Raw genomic sequence first — 19,048 nt, forward strand, 5'->3', positions numbered from 1 at the left:
GCAGGGACCCCCGCCTCTGGTGCCGCGCCGGTCACGGCGGGATCGTCCGCTTCCGTGCGACCGAGTCCTCTCCACGCGTGGGCGACCGTCGGCCTGCTGGTCCTGGGTGGCTGCGCCGCCGGGGAGGAGGCCGAGACCGCGCAGGAGACCCCGGACGTCGCCGGGGTCGACGGCACGGTCGGCGAGGTGTCGCTGGACGACGTCTTCCTCGATGCCGAGGACACCGTCGAGGCCGGGGCCTCAGTACCGCTGCGCGGCGTGCTGACGAACGACGCGGAGCAGGCCGACCGGCTCGTCGGCGTCAGCACACCGGCGGCGGGGTCGGTCCAGCTGCTCGACGAGTCCGGGGCACCGAGCGCCGACGGCATCGAGGTGCCGGCCGGCGGCCAGGTGGAGGCCGTCAGCGAGGCCGTGCGGATGCAGCTGGAGCGGGTGACCGAACCGATCGCTCCCACCGACACCGTCCCGGTCACCTTCGCCTTCGCGACGGCCGGTGAGGTGACCCTCGACGTGCCGGTCGCACCCGGCCCGGGTCCTGTCGACTAGGAGTGCTCGGCGGGGACGTCGGGCACGGGGCCGGGGGAGCTGCGGAGGGCCTCGTCCAGGTCGCGGAGCAGCTCCCCGACCCGCCCTCCGCCCGGCGGTGCCGCGGGGTAGCGGCGGAGCACGTCGACGACGACGGGAGTCGCGCGACGGCGGGCCCGCTCGACGTGTTGGGCACCGACGCCTCGGTCGTCGCCCGCCACGAGCTCGGCTGCCCGCGCCGCGTGGGCCGCCGCCCCCAGGATGTGCTTGACCTGGTGCGCGTCGGCCAGGGGGTGCAGGTACGCGGCGGACGCCGCGGCCATCGCGGCTCGCGCGGCATGGCCCGCGGCCGTGGCGCCGGCGTCCCGGGCCGCCCGCTGCGCCGCCCACGCGGTGTCGCGCAGGGCCTTCCCGCGCTCGCCGCCCCGGGCGAACGTCCATGCGGCGTCGACCGCATCGCGCGGCCGGGAGTCGCCCGGGTGTGCGTCCTCGAAGACCTCGAGGACCTCCTCCGCGCTCTCCGCGGCACACCCGGTGACCGCCCGGAGTTCCTGCGTGCTCAGGACGATCTCCCCGGTCTCGCTCGCCACGGGTACCACCTTCGTCCACCACACCGGTCAGCAGGAGTTCCGCTGGATGCGTGCCCGGTGGCGTGCGCAGGGTCCGCACGCGCCGCGCCTGGTCCCGGCCGACCCGATGAGACACCTCGGACGCCGCCGGCCCCGGTGCGAGCGAGGACATTCCACTCCGTGCGGTGCTGCCCGGCACCGCCAGGGAGGAGATCGGTCATGTACGCCAGGACCACCACCGTCCGCGGCGACCCGCGTGCGGTCGAGGACGGGGTCGCGTTCGCCCGGAGCGACCTCTGGCCGGCCATCGAGCGCATGGACGGCTGCATCGGGATGTCGATGCTGGCCGACCCCGAGACGGGGCGGTGCGTCTTCACCTCCGCGTGGGCCAACGAGGACGCGATGCGGGCCAGCGCCGGTGAGATCGGGGAGCTGCGGAGGCAGGCGGCCGAGGTGCTCCGCGCCGAGACCGTCGACATCGCCGAGTGGGAGATCGCCGTCCTGCACCGGTCCCGGCCGGCGGGGGACGCGGCGTGTGTCCGGGCCACCTGGGTCGACGTCCCGGCCGGCCACGTCGACGAGATGGTCGACGCCTTCCGGATGACCCTGCTGCCGAGGCTCGAGGACCTCCCCGGCTTCTGCAGCGTCAGCCTGCTGGTCGACCGGCTCGGCTCCCGCGGCGTGGCGGCGGTGACCTACGAGGACCGGGCCGCCTTGGAGCGGACCCGAGAGCAGGGCACCGCGCTCCGCGAGGAGTTCAGCCGGGCGATGAACTCGACGATCACCGAGGTCGCCGAGTTCGACCTCGCGATGGCCCACCTGCACGTCCCCGAGATGGCGTGAGGTCCTCGCGGGCAGCACTGCGCGCCCACGGCCCGTTCCCGGTCCCGGAAACGGGCCGCCGGCGCGCAACCAGACGTCCGCCCGGCGCGGTCAGCCCTGCGTCGCGAAGTGGAGGAGGTCGGCGAGCGCTGCCTCCGGCTCGGGCCCGAGGACGCCGACCTCCGGCCCTGTGGAGGGTGCGACGTGCGCCGCGCCGCCGTCCCGGAACTCCACCACGCCGTCGGGCAGCGCCGCCGCGGTGAGCGTGCCGGCGCGGGCGGCGGCCGAGATCCAGACCGTGGCCGCCTGCAGGTCCCAACCGGCCGGTGCGGGCGCCCGGGCCCAACGCTGCTCGCCCGGGGGCACGCCGTCCCGCCCCACGGCCGCCCAGAGCTCGTCGAGCGAGGCCACCGGGCGGGCGGCCCCCGTGGCCGTCGTCAGCAGGTAGCCGCCGCGCCAGGGCGTGACCCTCAGCCGCCGGCCGGTCAGCAGCCGGCCGGCGGCACCGGCCCGGGCGGCCCGTTGGGCGGGGCCGGCCCCGGCCAGCACGTCCTCCCACGGTGCGGCGGCCCGGCCGCTGCCGCAGGCGCCGCACACGCGGTCAGGCCGGACGCGGCGAGCGGCGCAGGAAGTCCTGCGCGATCTCGTCGAAGGTTCCCCAGCGCACGCCGTCGTGGCCCTTGATGTGGGCGATGATCCGCTCCAGGGCCATCAGCACCTGCGGCCGCCCGGAGACGTCGGGGTGGATGGTCATCGTGAACGCCGCGTAGTCCTGCTCGCGGTAGACCCAGTCGAACTGGTCGATCCACATCTGCTCGATGTCGCGCGGGTTGACGAACCCGTGGCTGTTGGGGCTGGTCTTGACGAACATCATCGGCGGCAGGTCGTCGAGGTACCAGTTCGCCGGGATCTCCACCAGCTCGGTCTCCCGGCCGCGGACCAGCGGCTGCATCCACGTGTCGGCCGGCTGCGAGTAGTCGATCTTCGTCCAGCTGTCGCCGACGCGGACGTAGTAGGGCTCGAAGTCGCGGTGCATGAGCGAGTGGTCGTAGGTGATGCCCCGCTCCAGCAGCAGCTCGTTGGTGACGGGGGAGAACTCCCACCACGGCGCGACGTAGCCGGTCGGACGGCGTCCGGCCCGCTTCTCGATCAGCTCGATGCAGCGGTCGAGCACCGCCGACTCCTGCTCCCGGGTCATCGCGATCGGGTTCTCGTGGCTGTAGCCGTGCACGCCGATCTCGTGGCCGGCCGCCACGCAGGCGTCGAACTGCTCCGGGAACGTGTCGATGGAGTGACCCGGCCAGAAGAACGTCTGGGTCAGCCCCTCGCGGCGGAACAGCTCGAGGATGCGCGGCACGCCCACCTCGCCGGCGAACAGCCCGCGCGAGATGTCGTCGGGGGAGTCCTCCCCGCCGTAGGACCCCAGCCACCCGGCGACGGCGTCGATGTCGACGCCGAAGGACACGAAGATCTCCTTGTCCCCTGATGCGTTGGCCATGCTGCGTTCCCCTCTCGATGTGGTCGGTGTTCAGCACCGGCCGGCCAGCACGCGGGCCGGGTCCTCGGGGTCCAGCGCCAGGGCGGCAGCCAGCAGCAGCCGCCCCTGCCACGGGCTCAGGTCCCCGCCGAACAGGGCGCCGTCGCGCGCCAGGCGCGCCCCGCCCCCGGCGTAGAGCGGCGCGACCGGACCCGACGGCACCCGCGAGCACACCAGGACCGGCACGCCGCCCGCCACCAGCTCGGCCGCCGCCGCGGCCACCGGCGGCGGCACGTTGCCAGCGCCGAACGCCTCCAGCACGACCCCGGCGGCACCGGCCGCGACCGCGGCGCGCAGCAGGGCGTCGTCCGACCCCTGGCCGCAGGCGACGACGTCGACCCGCGGCAGCTCGGCGTCCAGGTCCAACGGCAGCGCCGGCGGCCGCGGCGGGCGGCCCACCGGGACGACGGTCCCGCCGGTCACCCGCAGCACCGGACCGCGACCCGGTGCACCGAAGGCCGCGCTGCGCAGCGTCTCGACCTTGCGCACCCCGCGGGCGGCGAAGACCAGGCCGTCGAAGGCCAGCAGCACGCCGAGGTCCCGGGCCGCGGGGTCGGCGGCCACCCGGAGCGCGTCGGCCAGGTTCGCCGGGCCGTCGGGGGCCGGGGCGTCGAACGGCCGCTGCGCACCGGTGAAGACGACCGGTCGCGGGTCGGCGTGCACCAGGTCGGCCAGGAACGCCGACTCCTCCATGGTGTCCGTGCCGTGGGTGACCACGACGCCGTCCACGCCGTCGGCCAGCTGCCGGCGCGCGTCGCGCACCAGCGCCCGGACGTCGGCACCGGTGAGCGCGAAGCTCGGCACCGTGGTCAGGTCGCTGACGGTGACCTCGAGGCCCGGGAGCGGCCCGGCGACGGCCAGCAGCTCGGCAGCCGGCGTGGTGGCCGACAGCCCGCCGTCGGTGCGCCGGCTGGCGATCGTGCCCCCGGTCGCCAGCAGGTGGACCCGTGCCACGGCACCCTCCCGTCCTCGCGCCCGTCCCCCGCACAGCGGCCCCAGGTGACCACGACGCGCCGGGCCACGCACGTCGGGGAGCACCTCGGGCGGAGTGTGAGCAGACCCACCCTCGGCGCTGACCTGCGCAGCTGCCGGCATGGTCCGTGTCGCGCTTGACGGGCTCCCACCGCAATCACCTAGGGTTCGGACCCGGACACCGCCCGTCATGGGGGGTCGCCCTCCGCGAGGGCCACGGGGCCACGCGGAGGGCGGCGCGGGGTGGTGTCCCACGCCTGGCCCCACCTCGACCTGCGCAGTGCCGGAGTCGGCGGGCCGACGCCGGTGAGCGGGAGCGCGGGAGCGTGCCGACAATCCCTCCACGGGAACCGTCCGCACCGCGCCCTGAGGAGACCAGGTGGCGACCTTCAGCTCGGCCCAGCTCACCCCGACCGCCTTCCTCGAGCGCTCCGCCCGGGTGTTCCCCGAGCGCACCGCCGTGGTCGACGGCGACCGGCGGTTCACCTACCGGGAGTTCGCCGAGCGCTCCCGTCGGCTCGCCGGGGCCCTGGCGTCCCGCGGCGTCTCGCCCGGGGACCGGGTGGCCGCGCTGTGCACGAACAGCTCGACGATGCTCGAGCTGCACAACGGCGTCCCGTGGGCCGGCGCCGTCCTGGTCCCGCTCAACACCCGGCTGAAGGGGACCGAGCTGGAGTACATCCTGCGGCACTCCGGCGCCGCGGTCCTCGTCGCGGACGACGCGTTCGCCGCGACCGCCACCGAGGTCGCCGCGGCGGTCGGCATCCCGGTCGTGCTGGCCGGCGGCGAGGCCGACGAGTACGAGCAGCTGCTGGCCGCGGCCGAGCCCCTGGCGCGGCCGTGCGCGGACGAGCGGGGGCTGCTCGCGCTCAACTACACCTCCGGCACGACCGGCCGGCCCAAGGGCGTCATGTACAGCCACCGGGGGGCCTACCTGCAGGCGCTCGCGATGGCGCTGCACACCGGACTGGGCCCCACCAGCCAGTACCTGTGGACGCTGCCGATGTTCCACTGCGACGGCTGGTGCTTCCCCTGGGCGGTGTCGGCCGGCGGCGCCACCCACGTGTGCCTGCCGCGGGTCGAGCCGGACCGCATCTGGCAGCTGCTGCGCACCGAGGGCATCACCCACTTCAGCGCCGCGCCGACCGTGCTCACCATGATCGCCAACGCCGAGGAAGCGGCGGCCGGCCCGGTCTCGCCGCGGGTCGCGGTGCAGACCGGCGGCGCGCCGCCCACCCCGACCCTGCTGGCCCGGATGTCCGCGCTGGACATGGACGTCACACACCTGTACGGGCTCACCGAGACCTACGGGCCGGTGGCGGTCAACCAGTGGCACCCGGAGTGGGACGACCTGCCGGACGAGCGGCAGGCCGAGCTCAAGGCCCGGCAGGGTGTCGAGAACGTGGTCGCCCAGCCGCTGCGGGTGGTGGGGGAGGACGGCGCCGACGTGCCCCGCGACGGGGAGACGCTCGGGGAGATCGTCGCCCGCGGCAACGACGTCATGCTGGGCTACTACCAGGACGAGGAGGCGACGGCGAAGGCGACGCTGCCGGGGCCGGACGGCGGACCGGGCTGGTTCCGCACCGGGGACCTCGCCGTCGTCCACCCGGACGGCTACCTGGAGATCCGGGACCGCAGCAAGGACATCATCATCTCCGGCGGCGAGAACATCTCCTCGGTCGAGGTCGAGCGGGCCCTGGACGCCCACCCCGCCGTGCTGGAGTCCGCCGTGGTCGCCGAGCCCCACGAGAAGTGGGGCGAGGTCCCGGTCGCCCACGTGACGCTGCGGCCCGGCAGCGAGGTCACCGACGAGGAGCTCGCGGCCTTCGTGCGGTCACGGCTGGCGGGGTTCAAGGTGCCCAAGCGGTTCATCTACGGCGACCTGCCGAAGACCTCCACCGGCAAGGTGCAGAAGAACGAGCTGCGTGGGCGCAGCTCGGGCTGACCCCGCGTCTCAGACGGCGGCGGTCCCGATCAGGCCCTTGCGGGTGACCAGGCCGGCCAGCTGCTCCTCCGACATACCGTCGGTCCCCTCGGGCCGGCGGGGGACGACCACGTATCGCGACTCCGCGCTGGCGTCCCACACGCTGATCCGCGTCGTCGTCGGCAGCTCGAGGCCGAACTCCGCCAGCACCCCGCGCGGGTCCCGCACGACCCGGGACCGGTAGGCCTCGCTCTTGTACCAGGCCGGGGAGGGGCCGAGCAGCGCGATCGGGTAGCAGGAGCACAGCGTGCAGACCACCACGTTGTGCTCGTCCTCGGTGTTGGCGACGACCTTCAGCCGCTGCTCCTGCAGGCCGCCGGCCATCGACAGCCCGACCTCCCTGATCGCGGCGTTGGCGTCGGCGAGCAGCCGGTCCCGGAAGTCCGGGTCCACCCAGGCGCGCGCGGTGATCCGGGCCCCGTTGGCCGGGGAGCCGCCGGCGAGGAACTCGTCGATGCGCCGGTCGACCTCGCCCTCGTCGACGAGGCCGCGCGCCTCCAGCAGCGCCTCGACGTGCCGGACCCGCTCGGAGATCGCCGAGCTGCCGTGGTGGTTCCCGCTCATGGTGTCCCTCCCGAGGGGTCGGCGGGCTCCAGGTAGTCCTCCCAGAGCTCCACGGTGACGGCGTGGTCGCCGTCGCCGAACAGGTCCGCGGCGGCGAACCGCACGTGGTAGACGGCCCGCGTCGTCCCGGGCAGGCCACGCGCCCGGTCGTCGGCGAGGGGGTGGTGCCCGGCGACCTCGACCACCCGGCCGACGGCGCCGCGGGCGTACCGCGGCAGCCGGGTGTGCCACACCGGGTCGGTGGTGCTGGTCCGCACCGTGTCGCCCGGGGCGAAGCGGTCAGCCACCGGCCAGTTCCTCCGGGGTGGCCAGTTCCTCCGGTGTGGCGATGCCCTTCTCGACCAGCAGCGTGGTGATCGCCGTGAACCACTTCTCGTAGTAGGAGCTGGAGAGGTAGGTGTCCGGCGGCATCCGCTCGATGGCGTCGCGGAACTCGTCGAGGTTGTAGACGCCGCGCCGGATCAGCGCGGCGTTGAGGGCCAGGACGTGCGCTTCCCAGTCGGCGTGGAAGGCCGGCTCGTCGGGCTCCTCGACGACCGCCGGGAAGCCCACCATGCCGCCGACGTCGTTGATGCGGCTCACCCGCTGATCCTGTCCCGCCGCACCGGATCGGTCCAGCTCCCGGCCTCAGGACAGCGGCACCAGCCCGGTCTCGTAGGCGGCGATCACGGCCTGGGTGCGGTCCCGCGCACCGAGCTTCCGCAGCAGGCTGCTGACGTGGGTCTTCACCGTCTGCAGCCCCAGGTACAGCTCGGCGGCGATCTCGGCGTTGTTCAGGCCGCGGGCGACCAGGTGCAGGATCTCGGCCTCCCGGGGCGTCAGCTCCGGCGCCTCCCGCCGGGGCCCACCGCGAGGCCCGTGGGCGGCGGCGAGCGCCCGGATCGCCGCAGGGAACAGCAGGCTGTCCCCGCGCGCCACGACCCGGACGGCGGCCACGATCTCGTCGGGGCGGGCGCGCTTGGGCAGGAAGCCGTCGGCCCCCGCGTGCAGGGCGGCGCAGACGTTCTCGTCGTCGCCGAAGGTCGTCACGACGAGCACCTTGGGTGGCTGGTCGAGCCGGGAGCGCAGGTCGCGGGTCGCCGTGATCCCGTCGACCAGCGGCATGCGGATGTCCATGAGGACGACATCGGGCCGCAGCGAGCGCACCAGCGGGACGACGACCGCGCCGTCGGCGGCCTCGCCGACCACGGTGATGCCGTCCGCGGTCTCGAGGATCGCCTTCAGGCCGCCCCGGACGAGGTCCTCGTCGTCGACCAGCAGCACCGAGACGGTCACCCGGCCGCCGCCAGGGGGAGCCTCACGGTGACCCGCCACCGGCCGTCCACGACGCCGGCGGACGCGGTGCCGCCGAGCAGCGCGGCCCGCTCCCGCAGCCCCCGGACGCCGCTGCCGGAGCCGCCCGGGGCGGGCAGGCCGACGGAAACGGGGTTCTCGACGACCAGCACGAGCCGGCCGGGATCGGCGGTGACCGCCACGGCGACCGGCACCGGACCCGCGTGCCGCAGCGCGTTGGTCACCGACTCCTGGACGATCCGATAGGCCTCGCGGGACACCACCGGCGGGAGCCCCGCCACGGCGCCGGTGACCCGCAGGTCGACGGCGGCGCCCGCGGCCTCGACCGAGCGCACGAGGGCGGCGACGTCGTCCAGCGTGGGGCTGCCCGCCGGCCCGGACGACGGCTCCCGGAGGAGGGCCAGCACCCGGTCGAGCTCGGCGGAGGCCCGGCGCGCGCTGTCCTCGATGGCCGCGAGGGCGCCGTCGACGAAGGCGGGGTCCCGGTCGGCGACCTGCCGGGCGGCCCCGGCCTGCAGCACGGTGACGGTGAGCGCGTGGCCGATGGAGTCGTGCAGCTCCGCCGCGAGCCGGGTGCGGGCCAGCAGCCGGTCGGTGCGGGCCTCGGCCACAGCGAGGCGCTCGGCGGCCGACGGGCTGAGCAGGGACCGGGCGGCGGCGGCCAGCGCCGACCCGAGCAGCACCACGGCCGCCGGCAGGGCGAGCACAGCCGCGGGCACCGCCGTCCAGCCGAGCAGGTCCCCGCGCTGCACCGATCGCCACACCACGGCCACGACGGCGGCCGTGAGCTGGGCGGCGAACACCCCCCAGCTCCACGCGCAGGCAGAGCCAGAGCAGCACCCGGACGCGGTCGGCCCAGCTCGTCGCCGGCTCGACGCTGATGCCGTCGTCCCGCGGCAGGACCAGCGCGCGCACCTGGACCCCCTCGCTGCGGCGGACGACCGGCACGCAGGCGAGCAGCGCCAGCACCGGCAGCGGTGCGAGGTACTGCCCCACGAGGGTGCGCAGCGAGGTGTCGGACAGGCCCGGCCACACGAGGGCGCAGGCGGTCGCGAACCAGGCGGCGATGGCCAGGTGCAGCGCGCGGGTCCACGTCGTCCTGGCCGTCAGCGGTCCCAGCAGCCTGCGCACGGCCCGATCCTGCCGTCCGGCGCGCGGCGCGACCTCCCGCTGGAGAGGGAGACACGCGGGACCGCGGCGGGAGGCGCGCGCCCGCCCGCGGCATCGAGGGTCGGGGCATGACGAACCCAGGAGGTGCCGGGTGATCGAGGCTCGCGGGCTCACCAAGCGGCACGGCACGCGGACCGCCGTCGACGGCCTGACCTTCGAGGTCGCGCCCGGGAGGGTGACGGCCTTCCTCGGGCGCAACGGCGCCGGCAAGTCGACGACCATGCGGATGCTGGTGGGTCTGGACCGGCCCACTGCCGGGACGGCGCGGATCGCCGGCCGCGCGTACGAGGAGCTGGCCGAACCGATGCGCACGGTGGGTGCGCTGCTCGACAGCGGTGCGGCACACCCTGGCCGCACGGCCCGCGACCACCTGCTCTGGCTGGCGCACAGCAACCGGATCGGCGCCCGGCGCGTCGACGAGGTCCTGGACACGGTCGAGCTGTCCGGCGCGGCCCGGCGGCGGGTCGGCGGGTTCTCCCTCGGCATGCGGCAACGGCTCGGCATCGCGGTCGCGCTGCTCGGGGACCCCGCGGTGCTGCTGCTGGACGAGCCGGCCAACGGCCTGGACCCCGAGGGGATCCGGTGGCTGCGGACGGTCCTGCGGTCGCTGGCCCGCGAGGGGCGCACCGTCCTGGTCTCGAGCCACCTGATGGGCGAGGTCGCGCGGACGGCGGACCACCTGCTGGTCATCGGGCGCGGGCGGTTGCTGGCCGACACCCCGCTGACGTCGTTCGTCACCGCGCACGGACCGCAGGCGCTGCGCGTGCGCACGCCCCGGCCGCAGGCGCTGCTGGACCTCCTGGACGCCGAGGGCATCCCGACGAGCCGGCAGCCGGACGGCGCGCTGCACGTCTCCGGTGCGGGGGAGGACCGGATCGGGAGGCTCGCGGCCCGGCACGGCATCCCGTTGCTGGAGCTGACCCCCGAGGAGGACCCGCTGGAGGAGGCGTTCCTGCGTCTGACCAGCCCGGCCGCGGGGAGCTCCCGGTGACGTTGCTGGCCGCGGTGCACGCGGAGTGGACGAAGGCCCGGACGGTGCGCGCGCTGCTGATGGCGCTGCTGGCCTACGCGGTCGTCGTCATCGGGGTGAGCCTGGGCGTGACGGCGGGGATCGGGGCCGGTGAGGCCGCGTCGCCCGGCTACGACGCCGCCCTGCTCGCCTTCTACGGGCTCAACTTCGGCCACGTGGCGGTCATCGTCTTCGCCGTCCTGCTGACCGCGGGGGAGTACAGCCGGCAGACCGTCCACCCGTCGCTGGTGGCCGTGCCGCGGCGGGGCCGCTTCCTGGCGGCGAAGGTCGTCGTCGGGACCGCGCTCGTGCTCGCCGTCGCCGCTCCGACGGCGCTGCTCACCCTCCTCGGCACGCAGGCGCTCCTGGGGCCCGCGGCGGTCGGGCTCGGCGATCCGGGGGTGCTGCGCGCCACCCTGGCCGCGGCGCTGTACCCCGCCCTGCTCGCGGTGTTCTGCATGGGCGTCGGGGTGCTGCTGCGGGACCAGGTCGCCGCGCTGGGGCTGCTCGTCCCGTTCTTCTTCCTCGTCACCCCGGTCCTCGAGCTGATCCCCGGGCTCCGCGAGGTCGCCGTCTTCCTGCCCGACCGGGCCGGGCAGGTCGCCGTCCGGCTGCACACCCGCCCCGTCGACCAGTTCGGTCCGGGGACCGGACTGGCCGTCCTCGCCCTGTGGGCGCTCGCCGGAGTGCTCCTCGCGTGGTGGGTGCTGCGCCGGCGGGATGCGTGAGCCGTGGCCGACCGGCCGGTGCCCGAGGGGCGGGCCGGCCGGGCCAGGAGCAGGCTGGGCTCCTGGCCCGCGACCGTCCCGACGCCCGAGGAGTCCCCGTGCCGCGTCGACGCACCGTCCTGACCGCCCTGACCGCCGCCGTCCTGGCCGGGGTCGCCCCGGCCGGCACCGCGGCCGCCGCGCCCGGGGACGCCGCCGTCCCGCCGCCGGAGAAGGTGCCCCGCGCGGTCGGGACCGGCGGCGCGGTCGCCACGGTCGACCCGGACGCCACCCGGGTCGGCCTGGAGGTCCTGGCCGCGGGCGGCAACGCCGCCGACGCGGCGGTCGCCGCGGCCGCCGCGCTGGGCGTGACCGAGCCCTACTCGGCGGGCGTCGGAGGCGGCGGCTTCTTCGTGTACCACGACGCCGCGACCGGGGAGGTGAGCACGATCGACGGCCGGGAGACCGCGCCGCAGGCGATGGGGGCCGGCGCCTTCCTCGGGGAGGACGGCGAGCCGCTGCCCTTCGAGGAGGCGGTGACGAGCGGGCTGTCGGTCGGCACGCCGGGGACCCCGCTGACGTGGCAACGGGCGCTCGACGAGTTCGGCACGCTCTCGCTGGCCGAGACGCTGCAGGGCGCCACCGAGCTGGCCGAGGAGGGCTTCGTCGTCGACGAGACGTTCCGCCAGCAGACCGCCGAGAACGAGGAGCGGTTCCGCCGCTTCGCGCCGTCCACCGAGCTGTTCCTCCCCGGCGGCGCGCTGCCCGAGGTGGGCTCGGTCTTCCGCAACCCCGACCTGGCGGGCACCTACGAGCTGCTGGCCGCGAAGGGGGTCGAGGCCCTCTACAGCGGGGAGCTGGGCGAGGAGGTCGTGCGCACCGCCCAGGAGCCCCCGCTGGCGGACGGCGCCGAGCCGGTGCGGGCGGGCCTGCTCGAGGAGTCCGACCTCGCCGCGTACGGGGCGCCGCTGCGCGAGCCGACGCGCGTCGACTTCCGGGGTATGGAGGTCTACGGCATGGCGCCGCCGTCCAGCGGTGGCTCGACCGTCGGCGAGGCGCTGAACGTCCTGGAGGGCGCCGACCTGGCCGCGCTGCCGGAGGTCGACGTCCTGCACGCCTACCTGGAGGCGAGCGCGCTGGCCTTCGCCGACCGCAACGCCTACGTCGGCGACCCCGCCTACACCCAGGTGCCGCTGGCCGAGCTGCTCTCCGACGCCTTCGCCGCCGAGCGGGCCTGCCTGGTCGACCCGGACCGGGCGGCGCCCAAGCCGGTGCCGGCGGGCGTTCCGGACGGCGGGTACGGCCCGTGCCCGGCCCCGGCCGCACCCCCCGGCGACGGCGGCGCGGAGGGGCCGTCCACCACGCACCTCACCGTGGCCGACGCCGAGGGGAACGTGGCCGCCTACACCCTGACCATCGAGCAGACCGGTGGCAGCGGGATCACCGTGCCCGACCGCGGGTTCCTGCTGAACAACGAGCTGACCGACTTCACCTTCGCGCCCGCCGACCCGACCCGTCCCGAGCCGAACCTGCCCGCTCCTGGCAAGCGGCCGCGCAGCAGCATGGCGCCGACGATCGTGCTGCAGGACGGCGAACCGCTGCTGGCCCTCGGCTCGCCCGGCGGGGCCACGATCATCACCACCGTGCTGCAGACGCTGGTGAACCGGCTGGACCGCGGCGCCGACCTGGCCGACGCGGTCGCGGCTCCGCGGGCCAGCCAGCGCAACAGCGCGACGGCCGACGCCGAGCCGGCCTTCCTCGACGCGTACGGCACCGAGCTGACCGCCCGCGGGCACGCCTTCGCGCCGATCGACGAGATCGGGGCCGCCACCGGCGTGGAGTTCCTGCCCGACGGCCGGCTGCTGGCCGCGGCCGAGACGGTGCGGCGCGGTGGCGGCAGCGCCGGGGTGGTGCACCCCGGCGACGGCTGATCCCGCGGGTCAGCCGCCCGGCGAGCGTCGCCGGCCGAGCTGCGCCAGCACCGCCGCGGCCAGCCCCCAGCCGAGCAGGCAGCCGGCCCAGACTGCCGGCGGCAGCGCGCCCAGCCCTGCGGTGCGGGCGACGACCACCGGGACGGCGGCGGCGACGGCGAGCTGGCCGAGCTGCCACCGGCCGCGTGCGAGGACGGCGAGGTCGGTGGCCACCACCGCCTGCCAGGGGCGGCGCACCGGGCGGAAGCGGCGGCTGCGGCGGGGCGGCCGGTCCCGGCCGGCCAGCGCGCGGCCCAGCTGCCGGGTGTCCATCGAGAGCAGCGAGCCGCCGGCGTAGCGGGCCGCCGCCCCGCCGGCGAGCAGGCGGGCGGCGTCCAGCCGGCCCAGGCCCCGGTCGGCCTGCACGAGCAGGGCCGCGGCGGCGACCGCTGCGACCGCGACGGCCCAGCCCGGCGGGGTCCCGGCGGCCGGGACGTCGACCGGCGCGCCGCCCCCGGCGGCCACCGTGCCGACGACCGCGGGGACGACGGCCGCCGCGCCCGCGACCGCACCGGCGAGCCCGGCCACGCCCCGGCCGCGGCGCCGGGTCTGCAGCAGCGCCGTCCCGCCCACTGCGGCGACGGCCAGCACGACCGCCCCGCCGAGCCCGCGCAGCACCGAGGCCGCGGTCGGCGCGGCGGCGGCGCCGAACACCAGCGGCAGCGCCAGCAGCACCGCGACGGCGACCCCGGCTGCGGTCAGCCGCACCAGCTCGCCGCGGAGCAGGCCCCGGCGGTCGGCGGGCAGCGGCAGCCACCACGCCGCGGCCGCCGGTGTGGCGCTCACCGGCCCCAGCCGGGCCAGGACGACGACCACGCCGGCCAGCGCCAGCAACGCCAGCGCGGCGGAGGTGAGGGAGGCGGGCAGCGTCGTCCCGGTGATCGGCGCGCCGGCCAGCGCGATCCGCTCGCGCAGCGACGCGAGGCTGCCGCCGGCGACCGCCACGCCGATCCCGGCCGAGACGAGCCCGCCCCAGGCGTCGGAGAGCCGCTCGCCCAGCGTGGTCCGCGCCCGGGCCGCGGTCGCGGTGCGCGTCCAGCGGCGCACCGCCGCACCGTCCAGCGGGGCGACCGTGGTGCTCGTGGTCACCGGCTCAGAGCTCCGCGATCCGGCCCGCGGCCTCGACCGGGTCCAGCAGCCGGCAGGCGTCGTCGTCCACCACGAGGACCTCGTCGGCGACCGTCGCGACCACGTCGGCGTCGTGGCTGGCGAGCAGCACGGCGGTGCCGGCGTTCCGCAGCGACACCAGGCGGGCCGCCAGCCGGGCCCGCATGCCGGCGTCGAGCCGGCGCTCGGGCTCGTCGAGCACCAGCAGCCGGGCGGGCCGGACGAACGCGGCGGCGAGCGCCAGCCGCCGCCGCTGGCCGGAGGAGAGCGCGGAGGGCAGCGCGTCGGCCCGGTTCCCCAGCCCGAAGGCCTCGACCTCGGCGTCCACCACGTCCTCGGCCGCGGCCACCCCGTGCCCGCGCGCGGTCAGCAGCAGGTGCTCGCGGCCGGTGAGCGAGACGAAGAAGGCGTCGTCGTCCAGGACGGCGGCGACGTCGCGGCGGAAGGCGGCGGCCCGCTCGTCGACCGGGGCGCCGTCGAGGACGACGCTGCCGGCGAGCGGCTCCAGCAGCCCGACGAGCGTGCGCAGCAGCGTGGACTTGCCCGAGCCGTTCGGGCCGACGACGGCGAGCGCCCGCCCCGCGCCGAGGCGGAGGTCCACCGGTGCGCACACGGGGGCGCTGCCGTGCCCCACGGAGAGTTCTTCGGCGACGAGCAGGTCGAGCGATCCGGGTGCGTTCCGCATGGCCGGTCCACCCTAGGACCGCGCCGGGTCGCGGTCCGTACCGGCGCGCCCGCCGGCGGCGCAGGATGCCGGCATGAACCCCCAGCCCGGCCTCGAACCCGATCTGGAACCCGACCTCGACGGTTTCCTGCTGGCTCGCATCGCCGAGGACCAGCGGCTGGCGGCCGAGGCCGCCCAGGCGACCGGGTGGGAGGAGTGGGACGGCGACGTGACCGCGCCGCAGGGCGCCGCCGACCACGTCGCGCACCACGACCCGGCGCGGGTGCTCGCCGAGTGCGCGGCGAAGCGGCGGCTCGTGCTGGCCTGCCGGGACGCCCGGCCCGACCTGCGGCTGCTGGGCGCCCGTCCGGCGGGCCTGGACTTCCCGCTGCCGCCCACCGACCAGCACCAGCTGGCCGCGCTCACCCTGGCGCTGCTCGCGCTGCCCCACGCCGCGCACCCGGACTACCGGCCGGCCTGGCGGCCCTGACCGGGTGACCCTCTCCCGGCCGCCGCCGTTGCGCGCCTGCGGAGGCAGCGGCGGGTGCGGATGCGTCCGCCCGCGCGCAACCACCGCGGGAGCCCGGCGATGAGTACCGGGCTCCGGCGGGGTCGGTACCAGCAACGGAACCGAGCCCCGGGAGGCATGGTGCGCACGCTCGCGATCACCGAGAACACGACCGTCGACGGCGCGGTGGAGATGCTCGACGACTGGTTCGACCCGCAGGGACAGGCGGGGGAGGACAACTCCGACCTGATGGAGGAGCTGCACCGCCAGGACAGCCGGGCCGACGCGCTCCTGCTGGGGCGGCAGACCTTCGAGGACTTCCGCAGCTACTGGCCGCTGCAGACCGACGACGCCACCGGCGTCACGAAGTACCTGAACGAGGTGCAGAAGTACGTCGTGTCCTCGACGCTGACCGACCCCGGGTGGGAGAAGACCACGGTCCTGACCGGCGACCCGCTCGAGGAGGTGCGCGCGCTCAAGGAGCAGCCGGGCGCGGACATCGTCGTCACCGGCAGCATCACCCTCTGCCACGCGCTGATCGGCGCCGGGCTGGTCGACGAGTACCGGTTGTTCACCTACCCCGTCGTCCAGGGCCGCGGCCGGCGGCTGTTCCCCGACGGCGCCGCGGCGGCCCGGCTGCGGCTGGTCGAGTGCCGGGGCTTCCGCAGCGGCATCACGTACGCGCGCTACGCCGCTGCCTGAGTCCGGACGGGGGGCGGCGACCCGGGCTGCCCGCCGCTGACCCCTGCCGTTCCGCGGGCCCACTCCGCCGGCGGCCGGTCAGGGCGTGGCCGTAGCGGTCTCGGTGGGTGTCTCCGTCTCGGTCGGATCCGGCGTCTCGGTCGGCTCGGTGGTCTCGGTCGGCTCGGTGGTCTCGGTCGGTTCGGTGATCTCGGTCGGTTCGGTGATCTCGGTCGGCGTCGTGGGCTCGGTCGGCTCGGTGGGCTCGGTGGGCTCGGTGGGCTCGGTCGGCTCCGTGGGCTCGGTCGGCGTCGTGGTCTCGGTCGGTTCGGTGATCTCGGTCGGTTCGGTGGGCTCAGTGGGCTCGGTGGGCTCGGTCGGCGTCGTGGTCTCGGTCGGCTCGGTGGTCTCGGTCGGTTCGGTGGGCTCGGTGGGCTCGGGAGCGGCAGTCGACGACGCCGTTGCGGGGGGCGTCGTGGTCTCGGCCGGCTCCTCGGTCGTTGTGGGGCTGGGCGTCGCAGTGGGGCTGGGCATCGGCGTGGAGCTGGGCATCGGCGTGGAGCTGGGCGTCGGTGGGGACGCGGAAGCCGCGCCGGACGGGGTCCCCGCGGACGTCCCGGAGCTCGTCGTGCCGGAGCCCGTCGTCCCGCCGTCCGCGGTCCCGGAGCTCGTGCTGCCGGAGCTCGCCGGATCCGCGCTCGGGGTCCCACCGCCGGTCGTGGTGGCGCTCGTGCCGGGACCGACCGGGTCGGGAGTCCCGACGGCACCGCCAGGGGTCGGGGGCGCGGTCGTGGTCGTGGGGGTGCCCGGCGCGGTGGCGGGGCGCTGCGACCTCGTCTGCGGTGACCGCGCCTCCAGCGTCCCGTCGTCCGGAGCCGCCAAGTCCCCCCCGGGGACCGATCCGGGGAGGGGGGCGGCCGGCAGCGCCGCGTCCGGGGGCCCGGAGCCCTGCGGACCCTCCGCGGTGGCCGTGGGGCGGGCGCCCAGCGCCACCCCGCCGAGCCCCAGCACGAGCCCGAGCGCGGCCGCGCCGGCCAGGAGTCGTTCCCGGCCGGGCCACCGCCGGGGCGCGACCGTCGCCGCGGAGGCCACCCGCCGGCGCGCCGCGAGGCCGGGGACGACGCGCGGCCGGCCCCGGGTGCCCTCGCGGGCGGGGATGGCAGCGGCGGGGGCCGCCGTGGGCAGTGAGCCGGCAGCCCGGGCCGCGCTCCGGCGGGCCTGGATGCCGGACTCCGTGGACAGCGTCAGCTGCGGCAGGAACAGGAAGACGGCGGCGCCCACGGCCACCACGCCGGCGACGACGAGCAGCACCAGTTCCACGGACCCGGCGAAGCCGACCCGGAAGGGCTGGGCGACCGCGTCGGGGAGCTGCTGGACGAAGGAGCTGTCGGAGAGGTCGGAGCCGACCCCCTCGAGCGGCTGGAGCCGGGGCGCCAGCCCGGGGTCGGCACGGACGGCGTCCTGCACCGCGCGGTCGACCTCGCCGGGCAGCCGGGCGAACAACAGGGAGAGGAACGCCGCAGTGCCGACGGTGGCGCCTGCCTGGCGGAAGAAGGCCACCGAGGAGGTGGCCACCCCGATCTCCCAGGGGCGCACGGCACTCTGCACCGCCACGACGACCGGCTGGAAGGTGAAGCCGACGCCCACGCCGAACAGCGCCAGGAACGGCACCAGCAACCCGTAGGGCGTGTCGGCGCCGGCGACCGTGGAGAGGCCGAACAGCGCCGTGGCCATCAGTCCCACCCCGAGCAGCGGGAACTGCCGGTAGCGGCCCGTCTTGGAGATCGCGACGCCCGAGCTCCCCGCCCCGGCCATGATCCCGGCGACCAGGGGGAGCATCTGCAGGCCGGCGACCGTGGCGCTCGAGCCGTGCACGATCTGCAGGTACTGCGGGATCAGCAGCAGGCCGCCCAGCATCCCCGCGCCCAGCACGACGCTGCCCAGGGCGGTGACGGTGAAGCTGCGGTTGCCGAACAGCCGCAGCGGGAGCAGCGCGTCGTCTCCGTAGGCCCGTTCGGCGAGCACGAACGCGCCCAGGCCGGCGGCGCCGAGCGCGTAGCAGACCAGCGCCGCCGGCGAGGTCCAGCCCCATCCGCGGCCCTGCTCGGCGACGACGAGCAGCGGTACGGCGCAGGTGATCAGCGCCAGCGCGCCCGGCCAGTCGATGCGGTGGTCGCGCCGCTCGTGGGGCAGGTGCAGGACGCGGAAGACGACGGCGAACGCCAGCGCGCCCAGCGGGACGTTGACGAGGAAGATCCAGCGCCACCCGTCGACGCCGAACAGGGACTCCTGGCCGGCGAGGAGGCCGCCGAGGACCGGGCCCAGCACGCTCGAGCTGCCCCAGACGGCCATCGTGTAGCCCTGGTAGCGCGAGCGCTCCCGGGGCGGGACCATGTCGCCGATGATCGCCAGGGCCAGCGACATCAGCCCGCCGGCGCCCACGCCCTGTACCGCCCGGGCGGCCGCCAGCTGGTACATCGAGTCGGCGACGCCGCAGCACACCGAGCCGCCGATGAACACCGAGATCGCGAACAGGTAGAGCGGCCGCCGCCCGTAGAGGTCGGAGAGCTTGCCGTAGAGCGGGGTCGAGATCGTCGAGGTGATCAGGAAGGCCGTCGTCGCCCAGGCCTGCAGCGAGAAGCCGTCGAGGTCGTCGGCGATGGTGCGGATGGCGGTCGCCACGATCGTCTGGTCGAGCGCGGCCAGGAACATGGCGGCCATCAACCCGGCCAGGACGGTCAGCACCTGCCGGTGGGAGAAGGCGCCGTCCGCGGCGGCGTCCTCCACGGCCTCGGTTCCGGCGGGGCGGCTCGGGGTCATGCGATCACTCCCGGGACGTGGGGCGGGGGGCACGGACGCGCTCAGGTCGCCGGGCAGCGACCGGTCGGTCGAGGACGACGCCGTCCCGGGGAGGCGGGCCCGGGCCGCGTCCGGCCCCGCCAGGCGTCCGGCTCCCGCACTCCCCG

The 19,048-nt window shown here is 76.3% G+C and carries 20 protein-coding genes; 8 read left to right on the plus strand and 12 right to left on the minus strand.

The genetic code is table 11. The features are described 5' to 3' along the window. Positions 1–54: 54 nt before the first annotated feature. A complete protein-coding gene (locus BUB17_RS03065; RefSeq protein ID WP_072913102.1) occupies positions 55–546 on the plus strand; it encodes a copper chaperone PCu(A)C domain-containing protein in 492 nt (163 codons plus the stop codon). Here BUB17_RS03065 and BUB17_RS03070 read toward each other — a convergent pair. Next, complete coding sequence (locus tag BUB17_RS03070) at positions 543–1,115, minus strand: putative immunity protein (RefSeq protein WP_072913104.1); 573 nt, start codon at positions 1,113–1,115, stop codon at positions 543–545. The genes BUB17_RS03065 and BUB17_RS03070 overlap by 4 nt on opposite strands. A gap of 198 nt (positions 1,116–1,313) precedes the next feature. Between BUB17_RS03070 and BUB17_RS03075 the strand changes: the two genes are divergently transcribed. Then, positions 1,314–1,937, plus strand: coding sequence for an antibiotic biosynthesis monooxygenase (locus tag BUB17_RS03075; protein ID WP_072913107.1), 624 nt, complete (start codon positions 1,314–1,316; stop codon positions 1,935–1,937). A gap of 90 nt (positions 1,938–2,027) precedes the next feature. Here BUB17_RS03075 and BUB17_RS25910 read toward each other — a convergent pair whose 3' ends face one another. Genes BUB17_RS25910 through BUB17_RS03090 form a run of 3 tightly spaced genes read right to left on the minus strand, consistent with a single transcriptional unit; the run spans position 2,028 to position 4,407 of the window. Further along, the gene (locus tag BUB17_RS25910; RefSeq protein ID WP_072913127.1) at positions 2,028–2,513 is read right to left on the minus strand and encodes a hypothetical protein; all 486 of its coding nucleotides are present in this window, start codon (positions 2,511–2,513) and stop codon (positions 2,028–2,030) included. A 4-nt stretch (positions 2,514–2,517) separates the two neighbouring features. Further along, positions 2,518–3,414, minus strand: a complete 897-nt coding sequence (locus tag BUB17_RS03085) for a polysaccharide deacetylase family protein (protein ID WP_072913129.1) — start codon at positions 3,412–3,414, stop codon at positions 2,518–2,520. A 30-nt stretch (positions 3,415–3,444) separates the two neighbouring features. Then, positions 3,445–4,407 carry an asparaginase gene (locus tag BUB17_RS03090; protein WP_072913131.1) on the minus strand — a complete coding sequence of 321 codons (963 nt, stop codon included), beginning with the start codon at positions 4,405–4,407 and terminating at the stop codon, positions 3,445–3,447. Positions 4,408–4,804: 397 nt separating this feature from the next. Here BUB17_RS03090 and BUB17_RS03095 point away from each other — a divergent pair, with 397 nt between their 5' ends. Next, positions 4,805–6,370, plus strand: a complete 1,566-nt coding sequence (locus tag BUB17_RS03095) for an acyl--CoA ligase family protein (RefSeq protein WP_072913134.1) — start codon at positions 4,805–4,807, stop codon at positions 6,368–6,370. A 9-nt stretch (positions 6,371–6,379) separates the two neighbouring features. Here BUB17_RS03095 and nthA read toward each other — a convergent pair whose 3' ends face one another. The 5 genes from nthA to BUB17_RS03120 are packed head-to-tail and all read right to left on the minus strand — an operon-like array spanning position 6,380 to position 9,069. Beyond that, the gene (gene nthA / locus BUB17_RS03100; RefSeq protein WP_072913137.1) at positions 6,380–6,973 is read right to left on the minus strand and encodes a nitrile hydratase subunit alpha; all 594 of its coding nucleotides are present in this window, start codon (positions 6,971–6,973) and stop codon (positions 6,380–6,382) included. After that, entirely contained in the window at positions 6,970–7,260 is a 291-nt protein-coding gene (locus BUB17_RS28395; protein WP_072913140.1) for an SH3-like domain-containing protein, read from the minus strand. Before BUB17_RS28395 ends, nthA begins: the two co-directional genes overlap by 4 nt. Further along, a complete protein-coding gene (locus tag BUB17_RS28400) occupies positions 7,253–7,555 on the minus strand; it encodes an SH3-like domain-containing protein (RefSeq protein WP_072913143.1) in 303 nt (100 codons plus the stop codon). Before BUB17_RS28400 ends, BUB17_RS28395 begins: the two co-directional genes overlap by 8 nt. Positions 7,556–7,600: 45 nt before the next feature. Continuing rightward, on the minus strand, positions 7,601–8,248 hold the full coding sequence (locus tag BUB17_RS03115; protein ID WP_072913714.1) for a response regulator transcription factor: 648 nt from the start codon (positions 8,246–8,248) through the stop codon (positions 7,601–7,603). After that, positions 8,245–9,069 carry a sensor histidine kinase gene (locus BUB17_RS03120; RefSeq protein WP_208983300.1) on the minus strand — a complete coding sequence of 275 codons (825 nt, stop codon included), beginning with the start codon at positions 9,067–9,069 and terminating at the stop codon, positions 8,245–8,247. The genes BUB17_RS03115 and BUB17_RS03120 overlap by 4 nt, the downstream gene beginning before the upstream one ends. Positions 9,070–9,527: 458 nt before the next feature. On the opposite strand from BUB17_RS03120, the gene BUB17_RS03125 reads away from it, so the two are divergent. The 3 genes from BUB17_RS03125 (at position 9,528) to ggt (ending at position 13,083) form a co-directional block, all read left to right on the plus strand. Next, positions 9,528–10,427: an ABC transporter ATP-binding protein gene (locus tag BUB17_RS03125; protein WP_072913146.1), complete on the plus strand. Its 900-nt coding sequence runs from the start codon at positions 9,528–9,530 to the stop codon at positions 10,425–10,427. After that, the gene (locus BUB17_RS03130) at positions 10,424–11,173 is read left to right on the plus strand and encodes a hypothetical protein (RefSeq protein WP_072913149.1); all 750 of its coding nucleotides are present in this window, start codon (positions 10,424–10,426) and stop codon (positions 11,171–11,173) included. Before BUB17_RS03125 ends, BUB17_RS03130 begins: the two co-directional genes overlap by 4 nt. 98 nt (positions 11,174–11,271) lie before the next feature. Continuing rightward, positions 11,272–13,083 (plus strand): gamma-glutamyltransferase, encoded by a 1,812-nt coding sequence (ggt, locus tag BUB17_RS03135; RefSeq protein ID WP_072913152.1) that lies wholly within the window; start codon positions 11,272–11,274, stop codon positions 13,081–13,083. 9 nt (positions 13,084–13,092) lie between these two features. Here ggt and BUB17_RS03140 read toward each other — a convergent pair whose 3' ends face one another. Further along, positions 13,093–14,211, minus strand: coding sequence for a DUF6297 family protein (locus BUB17_RS03140; RefSeq protein WP_072913155.1), 1,119 nt, complete (start codon positions 14,209–14,211; stop codon positions 13,093–13,095). Positions 14,212–14,215: 4 nt separating this feature from the next. Then, a complete protein-coding gene (locus tag BUB17_RS03145; protein ID WP_072913158.1) occupies positions 14,216–14,914 on the minus strand; it encodes an ABC transporter ATP-binding protein in 699 nt (232 codons plus the stop codon). Between the two features lie 73 nt (positions 14,915–14,987). On the opposite strand from BUB17_RS03145, the gene BUB17_RS03150 reads away from it, so the two are divergent. Further along, positions 14,988–15,383, plus strand: a complete 396-nt coding sequence (locus BUB17_RS03150; protein ID WP_072913161.1) for a DUF6221 family protein — start codon at positions 14,988–14,990, stop codon at positions 15,381–15,383. 156 nt (positions 15,384–15,539) lie between these two features. Then, entirely contained in the window at positions 15,540–16,103 is a 564-nt protein-coding gene (locus BUB17_RS03155; RefSeq protein ID WP_244276861.1) for a dihydrofolate reductase family protein, read from the plus strand. A gap of 78 nt (positions 16,104–16,181) precedes the next feature. On the opposite strand, the gene BUB17_RS27360 is transcribed toward BUB17_RS03155, so the two are convergent. Continuing rightward, positions 16,182–18,902, minus strand: coding sequence for an MDR family MFS transporter (locus BUB17_RS27360; RefSeq protein ID WP_208983301.1), 2,721 nt, complete (start codon positions 18,900–18,902; stop codon positions 16,182–16,184). Between the last annotated feature and the right edge of the window lie 146 nt (positions 18,903–19,048).

Source organism: Geodermatophilus obscurus (assembly GCF_900143215.1).
Lineage (GTDB): Bacteria > Actinomycetota > Actinomycetes > Mycobacteriales > Geodermatophilaceae > Geodermatophilus > Geodermatophilus obscurus_A.

Bases quoted from the DNA above. Each gene is read 5' to 3' on its own strand.
- BUB17_RS03085 (WP_072913129.1), bottom strand. From the start codon at position 3,414: ATGGCCAACGCATCAGGGGACAAGGAGATCTTCGTGTCCTTCGGCGTC.
- nthA (WP_072913137.1), bottom strand. From the start codon at position 6,973: ATGAGCGGGAACCACCACGGCAGCTCGGCGATCTCCGAGCGGGTCCGG.
- BUB17_RS03145 (WP_072913158.1), bottom strand. From the start codon at position 14,914: ATGCGGAACGCACCCGGATCGCTCGACCTGCTCGTCGCCGAAGAACTC.
- BUB17_RS03075 (WP_072913107.1), top strand. From the start codon at position 1,314: ATGTACGCCAGGACCACCACCGTCCGCGGCGACCCGCGTGCGGTCGAG.
- BUB17_RS27360 (WP_208983301.1), bottom strand. From the start codon at position 18,902: ATGACCCCGAGCCGCCCCGCCGGAACCGAGGCCGTGGAGGACGCCGCC.
- BUB17_RS03150 (WP_072913161.1), top strand. From the start codon at position 14,988: ATGAACCCCCAGCCCGGCCTCGAACCCGATCTGGAACCCGACCTCGAC.
- BUB17_RS03155 (WP_244276861.1), top strand. From the start codon at position 15,540: ATGGTGCGCACGCTCGCGATCACCGAGAACACGACCGTCGACGGCGCG.